The organism is Betaproteobacteria bacterium (assembly GCA_016720925.1).
Classification (GTDB): Bacteria; Pseudomonadota; Gammaproteobacteria; order Burkholderiales; family Usitatibacteraceae; genus UKL13-2.
The window spans coordinates 283,792-300,279 of record JADKJR010000005.1 but is presented as its reverse complement, the minus strand read 5'-3'; the positions used below and the strand labels follow the sequence as shown (position 1 = coordinate 300,279).

12 protein-coding genes and 3 pseudogenes are annotated in these 16,488 nt (G+C 62.7%); 6 read left to right on the top strand and 9 right to left on the bottom strand.

Annotation, left to right across the window (positions count from 1 at the left end; all coding sequences use genetic code 11):
* Nucleotides 1–2 precede the first annotated feature (2 nt).
* The 8 genes and pseudogenes from IPP88_09475 to IPP88_09440 all read right to left on the bottom strand — a co-directional run bounded on the left by IPP88_09475 (nucleotide 3) and on the right by IPP88_09440 (nucleotide 8,580).
* On the bottom strand, nucleotides 3–1,157 hold the full coding sequence (locus IPP88_09475; protein ID MBL0122938.1) for an acetyl-CoA C-acetyltransferase: 1,155 nt from the start codon (nucleotides 1,155–1,157) through the stop codon (nucleotides 3–5).
* A gap of 10 nt (nucleotides 1,158–1,167) precedes the next feature.
* Nucleotides 1,168–2,224 (bottom strand): annotated as a pseudogene (locus tag IPP88_09470) (acyl-CoA/acyl-ACP dehydrogenase).
* A gap of 10 nt (nucleotides 2,225–2,234) precedes the next feature.
* Nucleotides 2,235–3,398, bottom strand: a complete 1,164-nt coding sequence (locus IPP88_09465) for an acyl-CoA dehydrogenase (GenBank protein ID MBL0122937.1) — start codon at nucleotides 3,396–3,398, stop codon at nucleotides 2,235–2,237.
* Nucleotides 3,395–5,263 carry an enoyl-CoA hydratase family protein gene (locus tag IPP88_09460; protein MBL0122936.1) on the bottom strand — a complete coding sequence of 623 codons (1,869 nt, stop codon included), beginning with the start codon at nucleotides 5,261–5,263 and terminating at the stop codon, nucleotides 3,395–3,397. The genes IPP88_09465 and IPP88_09460 overlap by 4 nt, the downstream gene beginning before the upstream one ends.
* Nucleotides 5,264–5,272: 9 nt before the next feature.
* Nucleotides 5,273–6,454, bottom strand: a pseudogene (locus tag IPP88_09455) (lipid-transfer protein).
* A complete protein-coding gene (locus tag IPP88_09450) occupies nucleotides 6,451–6,885 on the bottom strand; it encodes an OB-fold domain-containing protein (GenBank protein ID MBL0122935.1) in 435 nt (144 codons plus the stop codon). Before IPP88_09450 ends, IPP88_09455 begins: the two are co-directional and overlap by 4 nt.
* A complete protein-coding gene (locus tag IPP88_09445; GenBank protein MBL0122934.1) occupies nucleotides 6,882–7,655 on the bottom strand; it encodes a ketoacid CoA transferase in 774 nt (257 codons plus the stop codon). Before IPP88_09445 ends, IPP88_09450 begins: the two co-directional genes overlap by 4 nt.
* A gap of 55 nt (nucleotides 7,656–7,710) precedes the next feature.
* On the bottom strand, nucleotides 7,711–8,580 hold the full coding sequence (locus IPP88_09440) for a CoA transferase subunit A (GenBank protein MBL0122933.1): 870 nt from the start codon (nucleotides 8,578–8,580) through the stop codon (nucleotides 7,711–7,713).
* A 451-nt stretch (nucleotides 8,581–9,031) separates the two neighbouring features.
* Here IPP88_09440 and IPP88_09435 point away from each other — a divergent pair, with 451 nt between their 5' ends.
* From IPP88_09435 to IPP88_09410, 6 genes and pseudogenes are all read left to right on the top strand, one after another.
* Entirely contained in the window at nucleotides 9,032–9,349 is a 318-nt protein-coding gene (locus IPP88_09435) for a hypothetical protein (GenBank protein ID MBL0122932.1), read from the top strand.
* A gap of 13 nt (nucleotides 9,350–9,362) precedes the next feature.
* Nucleotides 9,363–10,860, top strand: a pseudogene (locus IPP88_09430) (acyl--CoA ligase).
* A gap of 40 nt (nucleotides 10,861–10,900) precedes the next feature.
* Nucleotides 10,901–11,857, top strand: coding sequence for an electron transfer flavoprotein subunit alpha/FixB family protein (locus IPP88_09425; GenBank protein ID MBL0122931.1), 957 nt, complete (start codon nucleotides 10,901–10,903; stop codon nucleotides 11,855–11,857).
* Nucleotides 11,858–11,867: 10 nt separating this feature from the next.
* Entirely contained in the window at nucleotides 11,868–12,278 is a 411-nt protein-coding gene (locus IPP88_09420) for an OB-fold domain-containing protein (protein ID MBL0122930.1), read from the top strand.
* A 79-nt stretch (nucleotides 12,279–12,357) separates the two neighbouring features.
* Nucleotides 12,358–13,551: a transporter gene (locus tag IPP88_09415; protein MBL0122929.1), complete on the top strand. Its 1,194-nt coding sequence runs from the start codon at nucleotides 12,358–12,360 to the stop codon at nucleotides 13,549–13,551.
* Nucleotides 13,552–13,586: 35 nt separating this feature from the next.
* Nucleotides 13,587–15,521: a 4Fe-4S dicluster domain-containing protein gene (locus IPP88_09410; GenBank protein MBL0122928.1), complete on the top strand. Its 1,935-nt coding sequence runs from the start codon at nucleotides 13,587–13,589 to the stop codon at nucleotides 15,519–15,521.
* Here IPP88_09410 and IPP88_09405 read toward each other — a convergent pair.
* Entirely contained in the window at nucleotides 15,514–16,449 is a 936-nt protein-coding gene (locus IPP88_09405) for an enoyl-CoA hydratase/isomerase family protein (GenBank protein ID MBL0122927.1), read from the bottom strand. The two genes, IPP88_09410 and IPP88_09405, sit on opposite strands and share 8 nt — an antisense overlap.
* Between the last annotated feature and the right edge of the window lie 39 nt (nucleotides 16,450–16,488).

The following is a 16,488-nucleotide window of genomic DNA, read 5'->3' as shown; positions in this document are numbered from 1 at the left end:
CCTCAGCCCAGACGTTCGATGATGGTGACATTGGCCTGACCGCCGCCTTCGCACATGGTCTGCAGGCCGTAGCGGCCGCCGCTGCGCTCCAGTTCGTGCAGCAGGGTGGTCATCAGCTTGGTGCCGGATGCGCCCAGCGGGTGGCCCAGGGCGATGGCGCCGCCGTTGACGTTGGTCTTCGCATGCGGATAGCCGGTCTCCTTGAGCCAGGCCAGCACCACGGAGGCGAAGGCTTCGTTGATTTCCACCAGGTCGATGTCCTCGATCTTCATGCCGGCCTTCTTCAGGGCGCGGGCGGTGGCGGGGATCGGCGCGGTAAGGTGCCAGATCGGATCGTCGGCGAGCACGCTGATATGGTGGATGCGGGCGCGCGGCTTCAGGTTGTAGCGCTTCAGCGCCGCCTCGGAAACGACCAGCACAGCGGATGCGGCATCGCAGGTCGAGCTGGACACGGCAGCGGTGATTTTCGGATAGGTGGGATCGACGGGCTCCAGCGTCGCCATCTTTTCCAGGGTCGACTGGCGCGCCGTCTCGTCCATGCGGCATTCCCCGTAGGGGACGATTTCTCGGTCGAAGCGGCCTTCGGCGATGGCCCGCAGCGCCCGGTTGTGGCTTTCCAGCGAGAACGCCTCGAGGTCGGCGCGCGAGAGCTGCCAGTGGTCGGCGATGCGCTGTGCAGCGTAGAACTGGTTGACCGGGGCATCACCGAAGCGCGCCTGCCAGCCCTTGCTCTGCGCGAAGGGCGTGGTGAACCCCAGCGGTTGGCCGGCCAGCATGGCGGAGGAAATCGGAATCGAGGTCATGGTCTGCACACCGCCGGCCAGGATCACGTCCTGGGTGCCGCTCATCACTGCCTGGGCGGCAAAGTGCACGGCCTGCTGCGAGGAGCCGCACTGGCGGTCGATCGTCGTGCCGGGCACGCTGAGCGCCTGGCCTGCGGCAAGCCAGGAGGTGCGGGCGATGTCGCCGGCGAGGGCGCCGATGGTGTCGACGCAGCCGAAGATGACGTCATCGTAATCTTCGGAGGGGATGGCATTGCGTTCGACAATCGCCTTGATTACATGGGCGCCGAGATCGGCGCCGTGCACCGCGGCAAGACCGCCCTTGCGCTTGCCGGTGGGCGAACGCAGGGCATCGACGATATAGGCTTCGGGCATGGTCGGACTCTCAATCGGGAAAAGTTGCGCCGGGCCCCAGGGGCATGGCGGCGTTGAAAATTGCATCGGAAACGCGCGCCTTGTGGAAGCCGCGGTCGCCCCAGGCGCCGGCCAGGGCCCAGGCGCGCTTCATGTAGAGTTGCAGGTCGACTTCCCACGTATAGCCCATGGCCCCATGGACCTGCATGCAATTCTTGGCGGCAAGGTTCGAGGCTTCGGTGGCCGCCAGCTTGGCATGCGAGACAAGCAGCGCCGCGGGATGGCCGTGGGCCAGGGCGTAGGCGGCGCGGTTGGCGATGGGGCGCGCGAATTCGAGCTTGACGGCGACGTCGGCGAGCAGGTGCTTGACGGCCTGGAAACTGCCCAGGGACTTACCGAACTGCTTGCGGTCGGCGGTGTAGGCGATGGCGAGGTCGAGCATGCGCTTGCCCAGTCCCAGCATCTGCGCTGCGGCGGCGAGTGCGCCGCGGTCGAGCGCCGCCTGCCACAGTGGCGCCGCGGCATCGGCCGTGAGCACGCGGCTCGAACCGGCCGGCTGCCATTCCACGCGGAAGAGACGACGGGACGGGTCGATGCTTTCGTTGGCGACGAGCTTTGCCGCCCGCGGCGCGACGGCGTGAAGTTCGCCGCCATGGTCGAGCAGCAGCAGGTCGGCGACGTGGGCATCAGCGACCAGTGGATTGAGGGCATGGCCGACGGCGATGCGCGCGTGGCCGGCAGCGACCTTTTCCAGCCATTGGTGACGTAGCGGATGGTCCGGCGGCAGGCCGCGCAGTAGTGCCACGGCGATCCAGCAGGTGTCGACGACGCTGTCATCGACCGCGCAGTAGCCGAGTTCCTGGGCCATCAGCACCCATTCGAGGTCGCCCATGTCCCAGGCCGCCGGCCTCCTCGGGCACGGACAGTCCGGTCAGTCCCTGGGCGGCGAACTGCTGCCACAGTTCCGTCGGGCGGCCGTCGGCGGTCTGCCAGCGCTTGCGCTGCAGTTCCGGGCGCGTCTCGACGGCGAGGAAGTCGCGCATGGCGTCGCGCAGGTTGCGCTGGTCGTCGCTGAAGGTGAAGTCCATGGTGTCGTCCTCAGCGCGGCATGCCGAGCATGCGCTCGGCGACGATGTTGCGCTGGATCTCGTTGGCGCCGGCGTAGATGCTGCCGGCGGTGGAGAAAAGGAATCCGTCCAGCCACTGGCCGACGTCGCCCGCGTCCGGCGCGTGCGGCATCAGTTCGGCCCGTGCGCCGAGGATGGAGAGTGCGGTTTCGTGCATCTGCCGGTCCATCTCGGACCAGAAGATCTTGTTGGTGCTCGATTCCGGACCGATGCGTGCGCCGGCCTTCAGCAGGCTTGCGGTCTGATAAGTGGACAGGGTATAGGCCTCGGCTTCCATCCAGGCGCGCATCACGGCATCACGCACGGCCGGATCGCGGTCGGCGGTTTCGCGGTGTGCAAGGTAGAGCTTGATCAGGGCTTCGGCCGTGGCCTGGAAGCGTGCCGGAGAACGAAGAAGCAGTCCGCGCTCGAAGCCGGCGGTGGACATGGCGATGTTCCAGCCCGCGCCTTCCGCGCCGATGCGGTTCTCGACCGGGACGCGCACGTCGTCGAAGAATATTTCGGCAAAGCCGGTCTGGCCGTTGAGCTGCGCGATGGGCCGCACCGTGATGCCGGGCGTCTTCAGTGGCAACAGGATGAAGGAGAGGCCGTGGTGGCGCTGCGAATCCGGATCGCTGCGGAACAACCCGAACAGCCAATCGGCATAGACGGCGCGCGTGGCCCAGATCTTCTGGCCGTTGATGACGTAGTTATCGCCGTCGCGAACTGCCTTGGTGCGAATCGCTGCCATGTCGGAGCCGGCGCCGGGTTCCGACCAGCCCTGGGCCCAGATGTGTTCGCCGGTGGCCATGCGGGGCAGGAAGCGCTGCTTCTGTTCCGGGCTGCCATGCTCCATCAGGGTGGGGCCGAGCAGGAAGATGCCGTTCTGGTTGACACGCAGCGGCGCCCGGGCGCGCCAGTATTCCTCTTCGAATATCAGCCACTCGATCAGGTCGCAGCCGCGCCCGCCCAACTCGCGCGGCCAGGTGACCATGCTCCAGTTGCCGGTGGACAGGGTGCGTTCCCACGCGCGGTGCTGCTCAAAGCCCGCGGCGGTGTCAAAGCTTTGCAGAGGTTCGGCAGGCAGGTTCGCTTCCAGCCAGGCGCGTACTTCGGCACGAAAGGCGCGCTGCTGATCCGTGTATTCCAGCTTCATTGCGCCGCCGACCTGCAAGGCTCGGCCATGCCCCGAACTTGGCGCGTGCTTGGCGACGAAGGCTTCGCGCGTTTTGCCGAATCCGGACTCATGTAGGCCTGCAGGGTGAAACCTTGCTCCCAGCGGTACTTTTCTTCCAGGTTGCCGTCCTCGATGCCGTTCAGCGCCTCCTTTGCGATGCGAATCATGGCCGGGCTCTTGGCGGCGATCCTGGCGGCGATCTCCATGGCGGCGCTGCGCAACTGGTCGCGCGGCACGACGCGTTCGATCGCGTTGAGGCGAAATGCTTCGGCGGCCGAGATCATCTCGCCGGTGAAGAACAGGTAGCGCACCTTCTGCAGGCTGAACATGCGCGACAGGTGGGCGGCGCCACCCATGGCGCCACGGTCCACTTCAGGCAGGCCGAAACTGGCACACTCCGAAGCGATCACCACGTCGGATGCGCCGCAGATGCCGATGCCGCCGCCGAGCACGAAGCCATGCACCGCCGCGATGACCGGCACCGGGTTGCGATGCACGGCGCGGAAGGTTTCGTAGTTGCCGGCATTGACCGTGACGATGCGGTCGGGATGGGCATTCAATTCCTTGATGTCTACGCCGGCGCAGAAGCCGCGCCCCTCGCTTCGGATCACGATAACGCGCACCGCGGGCCGGTTGCCGAGCGCGGCGATTTCATGGGCCAGAGCGTGCCATTCAGCGCTGTCTAACGCGTTGACCGGCGGCTTATCGATGATCACTTCGGCGATGCCGGACTCAGAACGGTGCGGCAAGGGGGTTTCCTGTCCGCGGTCACGTGATTCTCCCATGGCCAGTGCGGCGGCGCGCGCGCGCGCGGTATTCACCATGGCGGCTATCATTTCGGCCACCGGTGGCAACTGATTGATGGCAATGGCAACCTGGCCGCTGGGCAGCACGCCCTCGGCCGGCTTGCCCTCGACTATGGCCCGCTGGATGATCACCGGCGCGTTGGCCGCCATCAGGGTCTGAGCCACGCTCATGTCTCCATCCTTGAGCGCCTTGGCGGCGGTGTTGAGCATATGGCCGGTGCTCATACCGGTGCGCTGTTTGAACTTCCAGGCGCTGCCGAGCGCCATCATGAGGCGGCTTAAGCCGCCTGCGCTTCCCAGGTGGAGCAGGAACTCGTTGTCGATCATGCGCTGCGGCATACCGTCGAGGGCGGTCGACGTGCGTATGCTCGCTGCATCCTTGGCCTCGAGATAGCGCGCCAGCGTCGTTGCCGGCACCGGCGATTCGGCGGTCATCAGGAAGCGCGTGCCCATGGCGATGCCTGCGGCGCCAAAAGCCAGCGCCGCGGCCAGCCCGCGTCCATCGTAGAAGCCGCCCGCTGCCAGTACTGGGACTTTGACCGCGTCCAGCACCTGCGGCAGCAGAATGGTGGTGGGCACGCTGCCAGTGTGTCCGCCACCTTCCGAGCCTTGGACAGTGATCAGGTCGGCCCCCAGTTCGATGGCCTTGACGGCATGCTTGACGGCGCCGACGGTCGGCATGCAGGTAATGCCGGCGTCGCGGAAGCGCTTGATGATCTTCTTGTCCGGGCCGCGGCCGTAACTGACGGCGCGGATGCGGTCACGATGCCTGATGGCCAGGTCGACGATTTCTTGGGCACCGGGCTGGAACATGTGGAAATTCAGCCCGAACGAGCAATCGGTTAGAGCTTTGGTCTTGGCGATCGCTGCCTCGACTTCGGCCGGCGACATGACTGCTCCGGCGAGAAAACCGAAGCCGCCTGCGTTGCAGGTTGCCGCCACAAGCCGCGCATCGGCAATCCAGCCCATTGCGGTTTGCACGATGGGATAGCGGCAATCGAGCATTTCGCAGGCCGGCGTATACAGAAAATCACTCATCTATGTTCCTCAACGCTTGACGATGACCGAGGAGCCATGCCCAAACAAACCCTGGTTGGCGGTGATGCCGGCGGAAGCCCCTGGACCTGGCGTTCGCCGGCCTGGCCGCGCATTTGCCACGCCAGTTCGCAGACCTGCGCCAGGGCCTGTGCCGGCACGGCCTCGCCGAAGCAGGCGAGGCCGCCGGAAGGATTGACCGGCACGCGTCCGCCCAGGCGGGTGGCACCGGAACGCAGCAACAGTGCGCCTTCGCCGCGCTTGCATAACTGCAAGTCCTCGTACCAGTCGAGTTCCAGCGCGGTCGACAAGTCATAGACCTCGGCGACATTGATGTCCTCCGGGCCGATGCCGGCATCCTCGTAGGCACGGGCGGGCAGGGCGGCGCGGTAGCGGTGCGGATCGGCGGCGATCGCCGAGTCGGTCGCGATGTCTGGCATTTCCAGCACTTCCGAGGCAAAGCTGGGTGTCACGGTCGAGATCGCGGCGATGCGCGGTGCATTCGCCTTTCCCATGCGCTTGGCGTAATCGAGGCTGCAGACGACGATGGCGGCGCCGCCATCCGAGGTAGCGCAGATGTCCATCAGGCGCAGCGGATCGGCCACCATGGCCGAGGCGGCGACATCGGCGGCGCTGAACTTCTTGCGGTAGCGGGCGTTGAGATTGCTGAAGCCGTGTTCGGCGTTCTTCACTTTCACTGCGGCGAAGTCCTCCAGGGTGTCGCCGTAAAGGGCCATGCGCCGTCTTGCATAGAGTGCGAAGTAGGTCGGGTTGGTGATGCCGATGCGGAAGCGCACCCAGTCTGGATCGTCGGGGCGCTCGCCTTTGGCCGGGGCGAGGAAGCCCTTCGGCGTGGTGTCGGCGCCGACCACCAGCGCAACGTCGGCATCGCCGGCAAGGATCCGCGCGCGCGCCGCGGCCAAGGCTTGGGAGCCGGAGGCGCAGGCGGCGTAGGAGGTGTTGATGGACGCGCCCTGCCAGCCCAGTGCTTGAGCAAAGGTGGCACCAGCTACGTAACCGGGATAACCGTTTCGGTATTGTTGCGGCGCCGGAAACGAACTGAATGTCGCGCCAGTTCACGCCAGCATCGACCAGCGCGGTGCGTGCTGCAGCAACGCCGTATTCGACAAAATTGCGGCCCCACTTGCCCCAGGGATGCATGCCGACGCCGAGGATGGCAATATCTTTGCTCATGAGCGTTGCTCCGCAGCGGGCTTCCATTTCCAGACCGTCTTCTCGCCGCTGGCATCGACCGCCAGGGTCTCGATGACCAATTCCATGGGCATGCCTACCTTCAATGCCTCCACGCCGACTCCGCTGATCACTTGGCCAAGCACAACCATGCGTTCGCGTTCGAGTTCCACGGCGGCGATGGCAAAGGGCACGAAGGGATCTGCGGCGACGTAGGGCGCGGGCGGCTGGTACGAGGCGTTGGTGTAAGACCACAGCCTGCCAGTGCGCGATAGTGGCGCATCCTCGAATTCCGCACCGCCGCAATCCGGATTGCGGCAGAAATTGCTCATCTTGGGAAAGTAATAGGTGCCGCACTTGCGGCAGCGGCTACCGATTAGATGTGCCTGTCCGCCTGTTTCGCTGAACCAGCCTTCAAGAATCGGCGTTGTCACGGCGCCGCTACCTGGCGAATTCCAGGCGGGTTCCCTTTGATGATGGCGGCACGCAGGTTGTGCGGGTCGAGGCGGCTGATGATTGCCAGTTGCTCGGCGGTCGGCAGCGATGTTTCTCCCATATCCTCGGCCTTCAACAACGGGAAGCCGGTGGCCGCCTGCACCTGTTCAAAGCTCACTCCGGGATGCAGCGACCTGACGCGAATGGCATGGTCGGGGCCCATGAAGTCCATCACGCACAGATCGGTGACGATTAGGCGCAGGTCAATAAAATCGTTCTTCATGCCGGGCTCGAAGCGCGCCGGGTTGTAGCCGACTCCCGAGACCATGTCCACTTCGCCGGCGACGAAGACGCGCGGACCGTGGTTGGGCACGAAGTAGGAATTTGCGTGGTTGATGTTGTTGCCCGGCAGGCCGCGAACCCCCAGCACCATCGACTTCGGCTTAGCATACTCGCCGCCAACACATGACAGGTTGGCTTGGCCAAAACGGTCGATCTGGGATGGTCCAATCATGGCGTGGCGCTTGCCACCCCAGACACATTCGAAGACGCGATCGAAGCTCATGTATCCTTCGAACTTGGGCACGTAGTCGCCGCGCGGGCCGAGTGGAACCGGCTCGGAGACCAGGTAGGTTTCGCTGTCGGTCATAAGCAGCTCTGGTGTATGCGTGAGCTTCGCCAGGCTGGCGCCGAGACGCGGCACTGTGGTGATGCCGGAGGCAAGTAGCTCGCCGTTTCCGCGCCAGGCTTCGGCGCACGCGACGACCATCAGTTCGGCCAGGGTGCATTCTGGTCGCTGCTCCCGAGTCAAGATCTCGGCCAGTTCAAATCGGTGGGACGGCGCGTTCGGCGCCGCCGATGCCCGCCCTGGCGAGGTATTCTTCCTCGCCGCAGCGTATGAATTCGTCGCAATACTTTTCCCATCCGCCTTCTTCCGCGGCGGAGGCGTTGTACTTCTTCAGATGGTCCATGTCCCAGCCGTAGTTCTTGCCGCAATACGTCGGGTGGGCACCGCCGGGCGCATGCACCACGCCCTTCACCAAATAGCGCTCGAAATAATTAAACCGTGCCTCTTCGCCGGTAAGCGCAAACTTGTCTTCCAGCTTCTCTGTGCTGACGTAGCAGGCGTCAGCCGCACGTGCAAACAGGTTGTCAAACAGTGGATCGGCCGCTGTGATCAAGGTATTGCCGAGCTTGTCGGCCACATCGACATGCAACAGCGCGACATCCAACTTGAGCGCCGGCATCGCCAGCAGGACTTCGCCATCAGGATAGGGCGACTTCACCATCTTTATCCCGGGATTGCGTTTCACGACGTCGGTGCCGAGGCCGCAGCGAGTCGGCAGGAAGGGAAGGCGCATGCCGGCAGCGCGGAGGCCCCACTCGAACATGCCTTCGTCCAGTTCCATGACTTCCAGGGCCCCGCTCTCCCGGGCCTTGCGGAAATAGGGTTCCAGCGGCAGCGCGTCCATGGTGACGAAGCCGAACACGAGCTTCTTCACCTTGCCTGCGGCGCAGAGCATTCCGATTTCGGGGCCACCGTAGGCGACGATGGTCAGATCCTTCAGGTTCGAACGCAGGATTTCGCGCACGATGGCCATGGGTTTTCGCCGTGGTCCCCAGCCGCCAATGCCCAAAGTCATGCCATTGGCAAGCACGGACACAACTTGGGACAGAGTGCGTTGTTTGTTCATGGGCTCGTCGCTATCAAAGGGTGATTTGGGGCATCCCGATTCCTATCCGATTCTCATCTGGACGCGGCCTTCAGGCATCGTCCAGAGGGACTAGCGCGAGGCGGCGTTGATCTTGGCAAGTCAGTTGTATGGTGACCGGGGGAGCCGTTGACGCCTTCGTCTGATCGGACTATGCACATAGCCTTATGGGCTGCTCTCGATCATCTGAATCACGTCACACGATTCGGCTGAGCCATCATCCCGATCGACGATGCGAGCGGATGCCGACTAGTAGAAAATCCATCCAATTCGGACGATGGAGGAACGAGGTCGGGATCTCTTCCCTTTCGGGCGTTCGCTGCGCCGGGTTTTCTTGGTAGCGACGGTTATCGTCCACTCGGACGAAGCCGGAAGGAGTGCCGGCCAACATAATCCACCTCATACTCGATTATCTGGGAGCAGGTCCATGAATATGCTCAAAAATATACTTAAAGCTGGCGTACGCATGAAAAGCGCGGTATGCGACGCCGAGATCATGGTCATCAAGGTTCCGGGCGGCGAATGCCAGTTGAGCTGTGGCGGTCATCCCATGATCGCCATGACGGCAACACGCGATGTCTCGGCTGCGCTGTCCGCAGCCGAGGACAACGCCTGCCTGGTTGGCAAGCGTTATGCCGATGCCGAAGACAAAATAGAAGTGCTTTGTACCAAAGGGGGGAAGGGTGCCATAACAGCAAATAGCCAGCTCCTGACTGTGAAGCAGGCGAAAGCACTGCCCTCTTCCGACTAAGCGAAAGCAAACCATGAACTTGGCCATGCTGTTAGAGATGGCGGCGGAGACTTACCCCGACCGCGTTGCCGTGAAAACCGGCAGCGAATCTCTGACCTACTCCGAACTGCAGCGAGCGTCGTGGGCGGCGGCGGCAAAGATACATGCGAGTGGCTGCAGTTACCTGGGTCTCATAGATATCAGCAGCATCGCTATACCGGTTGCAATTTTCGCCGCGGCCTATGCCGGCGTACCTTATGTGCCGATCAACTACCGCTTGACGACGCACGAGATCGAAGCCCTGCTGGAGCGCATTGCCCCGGCGTTGGTGATCATCGGCGCAGAATACGCAAAGCCGTTTACGTTTCCCAAAGCCGTGCAGCCCATATTGACCGCAGACTTACTTGCGGCCTGCCGGGCCGAGTCCGTGGCCGCAATGGCGGCCAGCGGCGAGCCTCGGGACGTCGCCATCCAGCTATTTACCAGCGGCACCACCGGCAAGCCGAAAGCGGCACTGCTGCGTCACGAAAACCTGATGTCCTACATCCTAGGCACAGTGGAGTTCGGCTCGGCCGCCGAGGAAGACGCGATTCTGGTGACGGTGCCGCCTTATCATATCGCCGGCATTTCGGCGGTGCTTAGCTCCACCTATGCCTGCCGGCGCATGGTGCAAATGCCCAATTTCGAGGCGCGCGAGTGGTTGCGCCTGTGCCGCGAAGAAAACGTTAGTAACGCCTTCCTGGTTCCGGACCATGCTGGCGCGTATTGTCGAGGAAATCGAGAACGGTGCTGCGGTCGAACTACCGACCTTGCGCGCCATTGCATATGGTGGCGGAAAAATGCCTCCGCCGGTGATCGAGAAGGCGTTGCGCCTTTGGCCGCACGCGGACTTTACCAATGCGTATGGTCTAACCGAGACTAGTTCAACGATTGCCCTGCTTGGGCCGGACGACCATCGTGCGGCGGCCACCAGCCACGACCCGGCGGTACGGCGGCGCCTTGGTAGCGTGGGGCGACCCCTTCCTGCCATAGAACTCGAGATACGCGATGACAACGCCAACTCTCTCGGCCCCGACCAGTCAGGTCTGATATTCGTCCGAGGCGGGCAGGTTGGCGGCGAGTACCATGGGCTGGGCAGCCAACTCGATGAAGCTGGATGGTTTCCGACCAAGGATCGCGGTTCGCTCGACGCCGAAGGTTTTCTGTTTCTTGAGGGGCGCGATGATGACGTCATTGTCCGTGGTGGGGAGAACATTTCGCCGGGCGAGATCGAGGACGTGCTGCTCGATCATCCGGCGGTCGCCGATGTCGCTGTAGTAGCCATTGCCGATCCGCAATGGGGCGAAGCGGTGGCAGCAGCCGTCGTGCTCAAGGACACAGTCAAAGCCACCGTGACGGAACTGCAGGACTGGGTGAAGGCGCGGCTGCGCTCCTCGCGGGTACCCGTCGCGATCAGTTTCCAAACGGAACTGCCCTACAATGAGACGGGGAAGCTGTTGCGTCGTATCGTTCGTCAGGAATTTGCTAAATGATAATTCAGGAACAAGTACCATCGATGGAGGATCGACAAACATGAGCGTTGTATTCTGTTCCTGGGGCGATGTGATTGAAGGCGGTGGCGTCGAGGCCCTGACGTTGGCGCGCCAACGGGCCGAAGAGACGAGTGTCGAGCTGAGCTGGCTTGTGATAGGCGGCCTCGCCGCCGGCGCGGAGGAGATAGCCGCGCGCTATGGCGTTGCTGTGCTGGATGTGATCAATGATACGAGACTTGCCGGCTACGGTAACGACGCCGTGGTCGCAGCCCTCAGCCAATACTGCGCACAACGAGCGCCGAAGACACTGATTTTCAACCAGAGCGCCGCGGCGCGTGCTGTTGTTCCAACGCTGGCCGGTCGCCTGGGCGTTCCGGTGGTGATGAACGCTTTTGCGGTGGCGAAGAGTGGCGCAGGGATGGACATTACAGCGACTGCCTTCGGCGGCGACACGCATGTCGTCTATCGACTGGTGGCTCCGGTCAATATCGTCGCCGTGGTCGCGACCTCGCTACGCGCACAGACTGTGGCGCAGCCCGTCCCACTGCGGAAGAATTCAATCAGTGTCGATCTTTCCTCCATAGTGGAACGCTTCCGTGTCGTCGCCTCACCCAAAGCAGAGGGGCCGCGCCTGGAGGACGCCGAGATTATTGTCTCAGGTGGCCGTGGCCTGGGCAGTGCGCAGAATTTCGAGCTGGTCAAACAACTTGCTGATAGGCTTGGCGGAATGTGGGGCGCTTCGCGCGCCATCGTCGACGACGGTTGGGTTGACTCCTCGCGTCAGGTCGGCTTGACCGGCAAGATCACGCGCCCGGGGCTTTATGTCGCGGTGGGTATCTCCGGGGCCAGCCAGCACATGGCAGGTTGTTCCGCTGCCAAGACCATCGTCGCCATTAACAAGGATGCCGACGCTTCCATTTTTCGTTACTCGCGCTACGGCATCGTCGGCGATTGCCTGCAGGTGGTGCCCGAACTGATCAAGGCCGCCGGAGCCTGAGGAGAGAACCATGAGCGAACATACAAAAGGCCACTTCGTTGCCGAAGGATCGGTCGCCGGCGGCAGCTTCGTCCCGGACCAGCGCCTGCCGACTGTCCCGGGGCTGTTTACCGAGGAGGGTGGTGCCCACGTCATCGGTTCGCGCTGCAGGAGCTGCAACACGCCTTATTTTCCACGCGCGGCGGTTTGCCGCAATCCCGACTGCGCCGGTACCGATATGGCCGAATGCAATTATGGCGGCAGCGGCGTGCTTTGGAGCTACTCAACCGCCGACTTCGCGCCGCCTCCGCCGCACAAATTCGACCTGCCCTTCAAGCCTTACCTCATCGGCGTTGTGGACCTGGACAACGGCCTGCGTCTAGTTGGGCAGATCTGCGGACCAACCGAGGCATCAAGGTCGGCGCCAAGGTTGTGCTGGTGATCGAGGAGCTCTACCGCGAAGGTGAGTCCGCGCGTACTACCTGGAAGTTCAAACTGGTCTGAAGCGGAGAGGAATGATCATGCGTGAAGTAGTGGTACTGGGCGTAGGCCTCCACCGTTTTGGTAAGACCGGCGACGCGGTCGTCGGTACCAAGTCCGTTACCCAACTCTGTCGCCACGCTGTCGACGCTGCGCTCAAGGATGCCGGGGTGGCCTGGAAACAGATCGAAGCCATCGCCGCGGCCAGTTCGCGCTTCTCGGGGGGCAAGGGCTGGGGCCTGAACGGCAACGACGTCGAGGAGGATCTCGGCTCCACGGGCATTCCCGTGTACAACATGTCCGCCGGTTGCTCGGCTGGAGGCAATGCCTTCAATGTCGGCTACACCATGGTCGCCGGGGGCACCTATGACATGATGTTGGTAGTCGGCGGTGAAGTGATGCCGAAGGGGATGATCCAGACCTCCGGCATAGAAGAAGCGACCGATCCAGAATTCCTTCGTCAGCGTTGCGTCGGCATTCCTGGCCCCGCCTTCTGGGCGGCGCTGGCAAGACGGCGCATGCATGACTACGGTACTACCGAGGAGCAGTTTGCCAAGGTCACCGCCAAGGCGCGCAAATGCTCGGTTGGCAATCCCTACGCGCGTTTCCAAAGAGAAGTTAGCGTCGAGGAAGTCTTGGCTTCGCCCTACGTCAGCAATCCACTGCGTCTGTTCGAAATCTGTCCCGTATCGAACGGCGCTGCTGCCGCAATCATCTGCACCCGCGAGAAGGCGCGACAGTTCACCGGGACGCCGGTGACGGTCGCCAGCAGTGCAGTCGCCACCATGCATTTTTCGGATGCCCTGCCGCGCGGTCTGGCCGGACCGTCCCCAGCGGGCCCCAGTTTCCATACCGAAGTCAAGGCGGCGGTTAACCGCGCCTTCGAGCTCTCCGGCATTGGTCCCAGCGACATAAGCTTCACTGAACTGCAGGACAACACCTGCTACTACGAACTGGCATTCCCGGAAGAGTGGGGACTTTGCCAGCCGGGCGAGGCTGAGCGCCTGCTCGAGGCGGGCGAAACGACGCCGATCGGCCGCATGCCCATCAATCCATCGGGCGGCTTTGTGTCCTTCGGCGAGGCGACCACGGCTATGGGAGTATTCCAGATTGCCGAGCTGACCTGGCAGTTGCGTGGTCAGTCGGGCGGACGTCAGGTACCCAATGCCAAGGTCGGCTTGTGCCAGACCAACGGCTTGGGCGGCAATGCCACGGCGGCAATACTCAAGCGCTAACCTGACCCAAACACCAAGACTTGGCAACAGCGACGATGTACGCCATTCCGACGATCGCCTACATTATCCTCACTGTACTGCTGCTTGCGGCAATGGCCACCTTGATCGTCGGTCTGCGTCGCGTGGGTGCGCGCATTGGCGTCGGCTCGACGCCAATGTCGGGGCCGATCAACCGTGAAACGTTGATCAAGCGTGGCCTGCTGCTGTCACGTCTGATCAAGCGCCCGGCCTCCGGCATTGCTCATTTGCTGTTGTTTTTCGGTGCCCTGATTGAAATTGGCGGCCACGCGGTTTATGTTTTGAGCTTCGTCGGCATTCAGGTCTATCGGGGATGGTTCGGTTTCCTAGTCATGGAACTTGGACGGGAGGTGGCAGGGCTAATGATGCTCGCCGGTGCCACGTTCATGTTCCTGCGCCGCCTAGCTCCGCCCAAGCGGCTTATTGCGGTCAAGGCGCGGCCCGGCTTTACAGCCATGAACGGGTTGCTGCTCGCGATTATCGTCTGCGGTTTCCTCGCCGAAGGCTTCCGTCTCAGCGATCCCGCGGCGGCGAGCCGCGGCGAGTTTCTTGGCATCGCCGTTGCCGCTGTCATCAACTCCGTCATGCCGACTGCCGCGGTGCTGGGTAACCAGCTTGCATGGTGGCTGCACGGCTTACTCGCTTTGGTTTTCATCGCCCTAATTGCATATACGCCGATGTCGCACATAGTGCTGGGGCCGCTCAACTCCGCGCTGGCACCCCGGCGATCGGGGATTACCCTGTCAGCCATCGATTTTGAGGCCGAATTACCCGAAGGCGAGGGCTTGCGTCTGGGCGCGGCCAAACTCAGCGACCTCAGTCAGAAGAGTCTGCTCGATTTGTCCGCGTGTCTGTGGTGTGGACGCTGCCACGAGGCCTGTCCAGCGGCGCAGACCGGCAAGCCGTTATCACCGAAGAAAGTCATGCTGACCTGCGCCGAATACCTTGCGCAGGGCCGCGAACATGATGCCGGGCTGATCGACCAACTTGGAATGGTCGCCATTTTCAATTGCACTAGCTGCGCTGCCTGCGTGGAGGTATGCCCGGTCTCCAATAATCCAGCGGAGGTCATCCTAGAATTCCGTCGCCATTTCGTCATGGATCGTTCGGAAATGCCGGACACCATGGCCGCCGCCAATAAGAACCTGGAGACACGTGGCCATCCCTTCTTCGGCACTGCCACCAATCCTGACGATTGGCGGCAAGGTCTGGATGTACCCTTGTTTGATGCGGGAAAGACCGAGTACCTGTTGTGGATAGGCTGCTCGGTAATCTACGAGGAACAGGCGCAACACGCAGCTCGGGCCATGGTGCGCTTGCTAGAGGCCGCGCGGGTTTCCTACGGCATCCTTGACGGCCCGCACTGCACGGGTGACCCCGCCAAGATGATGGGCAACGAGATGCAGTTCGTTGACATGGCAAAGGCCAATATCGAGGAGTTCCGCGAACTGAAGGTGCGCAAGGTGATCACCGTCTGCGCCCATTGCTTCAATAGTTTCGACCGCTACTACCCGCAGCTCGGCGGCGATTGGGAGACCATTCCTCATGCCGTCTTCATCGATCGGATGGTGCGTGAGGGCAAGCTGCGGCCCAAGGCATCGCAGCGCAAGATCACGTTCCACGACCCCTGCTACCTGGCCCGTCACAATGATATCGTCGAACCCGGCCGAAGCGTAGTGAGTTCCCTTGGACAACTTGTCGAAATGCCGCGCAGCGGAAAGGACAGTTTCTGCTGCGGCGCCGGCGGCGGCAATTACTGGGGCGGTCAGGGCGGCTCGGCACGTATCAGCGACGTTCGCATTGAAGAGGCCCTGGCTACTGGCGCCGAGCGCGTTGCGACCGCCTGTTCGTTCTGTTTGCTGACGCTGGACTCCAGCGCCAGCAAACACAGTGAGGAACGAAAGGTCTTCGACATCGCCGAGCTGATGGTCGAGGCCATTGAGATTAGGTAATCTCGTCTATTAGACCCCAGGCTAGCGCTAGCTCGGCCTTGATGCGCGTGCCTGAAAGTGCAAGCCAAGCCGTGCGCTGGCGACCTATGCGGCGGGTTATGCTAACAGTGCCACCGGCGCCTGGGATTAATCCCATGCCAATTTCAGGCAATTGAAAGTAGGTATTGGCACTCGCTACCAAGCGCCCGGCGAAAGCCGGCAATTCTATGCCGGAACCGATGCAGGCACGATGCACGTGGAATTCCATACGCGGTGCCAGTTGCGCGAGCAATCGACTGACCGGACGGGAAAGGCGCACCAGATGAGCCTGCGCCGCATCGAAGGCCAAGCCGAACTCGCTGAGGTCGCCGCCAGTGCAGAAGCACTCGCCGTCACCGCGCACCAATGCCCTGACGATGCCCGGATCGCTGGCGAGAAGCAGTAACGCCTCGTAGAAGGAATCACGCATGGTCGCCGACCAGGCGTTGCGCCGGTGTGCATGTGTGAGCGTGATGTTTAGCTGCGAGCCAACGCGATCGAGTTTGAGTGGATCTGTATCGTTACATGGTAGCGGGGGAGGCTGTGTTTCCAGGTGGCGGCGGAAGTCGGCGCTGGCTTGGAGCATCCCAAATGCAAGCGATTCGGCGAGGAGGCCAGCGTTGATGCTGGCTGTTTCGTTATGGCGTAACAGCTGTACCAACGTTGCCGCCGCCAGTGGATGCGCCCGGATATTGCGCAGCAATGGCGGCAATTCCTTTGCGTCTTCCAACACTACGTCGAGCGCGGAGAGAAGTGTTTGTGGCAGCTCAGTGATGCAGGCGCCCAAGCCCAGTATCGGGCAAGGCAGGGTGGCGAGAGCTGCGACGAGCGTTTGCAAATCGGTATCGTCGGGCAGTTCTTGGTCCAGGTCGAGCAGCAACAGAGGATGACCGAACAGCGGCGAATACATGTCTAACTCGCCTGGCAGCGTGCTGAGCCGCGCCAACTC